This window comes from Streptomyces incanus (genome assembly GCF_042656345.1).
Classification (GTDB): Bacteria; Actinomycetota; Actinomycetes; order Streptomycetales; family Streptomycetaceae; genus Streptomyces; species Streptomyces incanus.
In genome coordinates this window covers 1-3,455 of sequence record NZ_JBHSPC010000062.1, presented here as the reverse complement: position 1 = coordinate 3,455, position 3,455 = coordinate 1, and the positions used below count along the sequence as shown (strand labels likewise).

Annotated in this window: 3 protein-coding genes and 1 pseudogene; 1 reads left to right on the top strand and 3 read right to left on the bottom strand. The window is 65.4% G+C overall.

Annotated features, from left to right (window positions below; all coding sequences use genetic code 11):
- Positions 1 to 544: 544 nt before the first annotated feature.
- The 3 genes and pseudogenes from ACFP2V_RS20810 to ACFP2V_RS20800 all read right to left on the bottom strand — a co-directional run.
- Entirely contained in the window at positions 545 to 1,624 is a 1,080-nt protein-coding gene (locus ACFP2V_RS20810; protein ID WP_381214423.1) for a hypothetical protein, read from the bottom strand.
- Positions 1,621 to 2,292, bottom strand: a complete 672-nt coding sequence (locus ACFP2V_RS20805) for a hypothetical protein (RefSeq protein ID WP_381214421.1) — start codon at positions 2,290 to 2,292, stop codon at positions 1,621 to 1,623. Before ACFP2V_RS20805 ends, ACFP2V_RS20810 begins: the two co-directional genes overlap by 4 nt.
- Before the next feature lie 152 nt (positions 2,293 to 2,444).
- Positions 2,445 to 2,759, bottom strand: a pseudogene (locus tag ACFP2V_RS20800) (IS5/IS1182 family transposase); the annotation flags it as partial.
- Positions 2,760 to 3,039: 280 nt separating this feature from the next.
- Between ACFP2V_RS20800 and ACFP2V_RS20795 the strand changes: the two are divergent.
- Positions 3,040 to 3,455, top strand: a 416-nt coding sequence (locus tag ACFP2V_RS20795) for a PDDEXK family nuclease (protein ID WP_465269207.1), incomplete at its 3' end; no start/stop codon positions are given.

The window sequence follows — 3,455 nt, the reverse complement described above, 5'->3', positions numbered from 1 at the left end:
ATCTGGATCAACGACCTCATACCGACGACCTGCTGATCACGACCTCACACAGGCCCTAGGCGGCTTGCAGAATCGCTGCTGCTGCACCCAGCGCTCACGGTGTCAGGACATTCAATCTCTGCCACGAAGATGTGCGGCGCATGAACCCGCCTGTCTGCGACGGCCGACGTCGCGCTGGAGTGGGCCGAGCTGGATCTGTCAGTCCCGCCCGTCCACGAATCCGGCTCCGAGGGTGAGAGCGGCGTGGAGAACCACTCATGAAGTGGCATTGCGGTCCCGCATCCTCTCGGCGACCCACGTCGCGCCGACCAGCAGGGTGAACAGCGGGGCGCCAATTATCCCCGGCAGAAGGACGTCATGAGACTTGGCAGTGCGATGGCCCAGCCCGTGGCCAGATCGCGGGTCAGGAGTGGCGGACGCCTACTGGGCACGGGGTTCTTGAACAAAATCCAGAGCAGGTGCAGCCGGCAATCCGTCAGATGCCGGGTCTGATCCCGCCCGCCACTTGGGTTACTCCCCTGCGCGCAATGTGCCGGAGCGCTGATCAGCGGTTGATGGACTGGATCTCCTGGACGGTGACCGCCTGGTCGTTGCCGAAGGTGCCGTCGGGCAGGTCGCCGCCGGCGCCGCCGGTGCCGGTCCAGGCGATCTCCCAGGTGATGGTGGCCTGCATCTTGTAGGTGCCGTCGCCGGAGGAGCGGAGGTACTTGATTCCGCAGGGCGGGGTTTGGTCGGCCTTGCCCTTGGCGTAGGGCTCACCGATGGAGTCGTCGGCGTTGATGGTGCACTCGCCGGAGGCCGGGTAGGTCTCGGCGTCCTCGGTGCCCGGCTTCAGTGTGAGGGACACCGGCTTGGCGGTCGTCGTGGCCTGGAGGGCGAAGCCGGGGACGTTGAGGGCCGCCGTGGCCTGGACCTCGTCGAAGACGGCTCTGTCGAGCCAGGCCCAGGTCGGCAGATTCACCTTGGTGGTCTCTTCGGGGGCGAGGCTTACCTCGGTGTCGGGAAGCTGCATGTGCTGGTAGGCGAGGGCGGCGAGTATCTCCGGGGTGATGGCCTCCTCGTACCGGGGCGGCGGGGCCTCGCCGTTGTCGACCCAGAAGGGGAGGTCGGTGCAGGAACTCCGCTTGAGTACGTCGGGCTCGTTGGGATTCTCGACACCGGCCCAGAACATCCCCTCGCCGTCCTTCTCGACGTTGTAGTCCTTGTAGCCGGGGGTGTCGGTCCAGCCGTACTCGTCCTCGTAGTGGCGCTTCGTCTCGCCGATCGCCGAGCCTGCGTGCCCAGTCATGCCGGGTGCGCTCGCGGCGTTCTCGATGTCCTTGGACATCTTCTTCTTGAAGTCCTTGGCACCGAGGTAGGGGGCGTACCAGCAGGGTGGTGGAGCCCAGGTGACGTCGGAGGACGTCACGTTTCCCGTACTGCCGTTCTTGGCGACGGAGCCGGAGTACTGGATGCGTGCGGCGGCGTAGATGCCGGTGTCGTTGCCCCCGCCAGACTGCTCCGTACTGGCTCCCTTATCGGAACCCACCGGTTTCGCGGCGTAAGCGGGTTCAGTGAGGACGAGGGTGCTGAGGACCAGCGTCAGTGTCGCGGTGCCGATGAATGTGCGAAGCGCCCCCCTCACTGGCACTTCGCCGCCTTCGTCTCGACAAACACCTTGGACGCCTGCCACAGGCCGTCTCCGGTGGGGTACTTGACCATGATGATCTTGTAGTAGTCGAAGTCCTCGATGCTGGGCTCGGTCTCGAGGACCTTCTCGGTTTTGATTTCCTTGCCGTAGAACTTGCCCGAGTCCGCACAGAACGCCACCTCCACCGACGTGCCGTTCGCGGCGGACCGAGTGGCGACGTCGTAGTGGCGCAGTGTGCCGGTGGCGGTCCAGCCGCCGTCGATCCAGGCGTCGATCTGTGTCTTCGCGTACTTCAGGCCATCGCCTGTCGAGTAGGCGACCACAGATGCGTCCTTGGTCGTGCGCTTGTCGATGCCCCGGTAGATGGCTCGGAAGAAGTTGGCCGCGTCGGACATGGCAGCCGCCTCGTTCTCGTCCTTCGGCTTCTCCCAGTCGAAGACCAGGTTCATGTCCGCGGGCAGGGACACGTCCACGCCGTCCGGCTTGTCCTCCGCCGGTGCTCCCGAGGGATCCGCAGACTTCGTCGGCGTCTCTGTGCGCTGGTCGGCCCCGGCGATCTTGTCAGCGGCCTTCCCGTTGTCGTCCCCGCCTCCGCAGGCGGTCAGTAGCAGGGTTGCGGCGGCGGCGAACGCGGCAGCAACGGGCAAAGGGCGGCGCTTCACAGTGGGCTCCCCGTGAGACGGAAGTTCAATCAAGGGAACTGACGATATCGGTGGTGTTCTCGGTTTCGCCACAGCGAACTACCTGAGGAAATAGGGGAAATGACGGCTTCCGGGAAGGTCGATGGGCGCGTACGACGGGAGACTGAGCATTCTCAGCGCTGACGCTCCAGAGTGAGGACGGCGAAGAGTGACGATGGGCGGTTCAGGCTGCATCGGGGCCTGCGGAAGATCCGCCAGGACTTGAGTCCTGCGGCACTCCGTTCGACCGGTGCTCGTGCCACCGGCAACGCCCGGTTCATCGTCCGCCGGGTCGGTGTGAGTTATCGGCAGGGCGGGCGTCTGACCAGTATGGTCACCCAAGGGTCGGCTCCGATGCAGGCGTGGCCGGCGAGGACGGGGATGCCCCGGCGTTCGCGGATCCGGATGACCCGGTGGGTGCGGGCCGCAGTGAGGACGTGCCCGGGACCGGTCTCTCGCAGGACCGTGACCTTGTAATGGAGTATGAGGAATCCTGTCTGACGGTGCGGCGCGCTGCCGGGTGCTTCGTGGGCGCAGGGTGATCGTCACCGTGTACGGCCAGGGGCCTTGGGGATGATCCGCTGCCGGAGCCGAAGGTGTCCGTCGGTGAGTGATCGCATGCCACGCAGTGACCAGGATCAGGAATGGTCGGCTCCGGCAGGGCGAAAGCACGGTCGGTTCCGCCCCGGCCAGCCATAATGCGGGTAGGGGTGAGCTGCCGTGTCTGTGATGAGCAAACTGATCGAGCAGGGTGCGATCCCCGAGAGATACAAGGTCGAGGTGTTCGACGGCAGGGTGATCATGACGCCACAGAGCCCGGAGCAGGACTGGACCGTTTCCGACGTCAAGGATGCGGTCAAGGCCTCCGGTATCGCGCGAGAGCATGTCTTCGGTGATGTGCTCATCACCTTTCCCGGGGAGAACGACGCCGCGCCGGATCTCACGATCGTCGATTTCGACGCCGAGCGTCGGAAGAACAGCTACGGGTTTCATTTGCAGTGCTCCGGCCTTCAGGCCGGGGGTGAAGCGAATCGTGTGACTGCGGCGCGGAGCGTCGCGGTGGCGTTCCGGCGGAGCCGGACGGTGCGGCCACCGAGGGTGAGGCGGGGAACGGATGTTCCCGGCGACATCCGGTGTGGATCGTT